The sequence below is a fragment of the Staphylococcus sp. AC872 genome (assembly GCF_979255425.1).
This window is the reverse complement of record NZ_CEEDKW010000084.1, coordinates 1-243: the sequence shown is the minus strand read 5'-3', so window position 1 is coordinate 243 and position 243 is coordinate 1. Positions and strand designations below refer to the sequence as shown.

Genomic DNA, 243 nt, shown 5'->3' with positions numbered 1-243 from the left:
ACGAGTGAGAATGCAGGCATGAGTAGCGAAAGACGTGTGAGAAACACGTCCTCCGAAAGACCAAGGGTTCCAGGGTCAAGCTAATCTTCCCTGGGTAAGTCGGGACCTAAGGCGAGGCCGACAGGCGTAGTCGATGGACAACGGGTTGATATTCCCGTACCGGCGAAGAACCGCCCAAGCTAATCCAGTAGTGCTAAGTGTCTGAATCCCAGTGACTGATCCCTTCGGGGTGACGCGTTGGGC

The 243-nt window shown here is 55.6% G+C and carries 1 rRNA gene; it reads left to right on the top strand.

From position 1 onward, the window contains the following. Positions 1-243: ribosomal RNA gene (locus ACZ267_RS13015) — 23S ribosomal RNA — on the top strand; the annotation flags it as partial.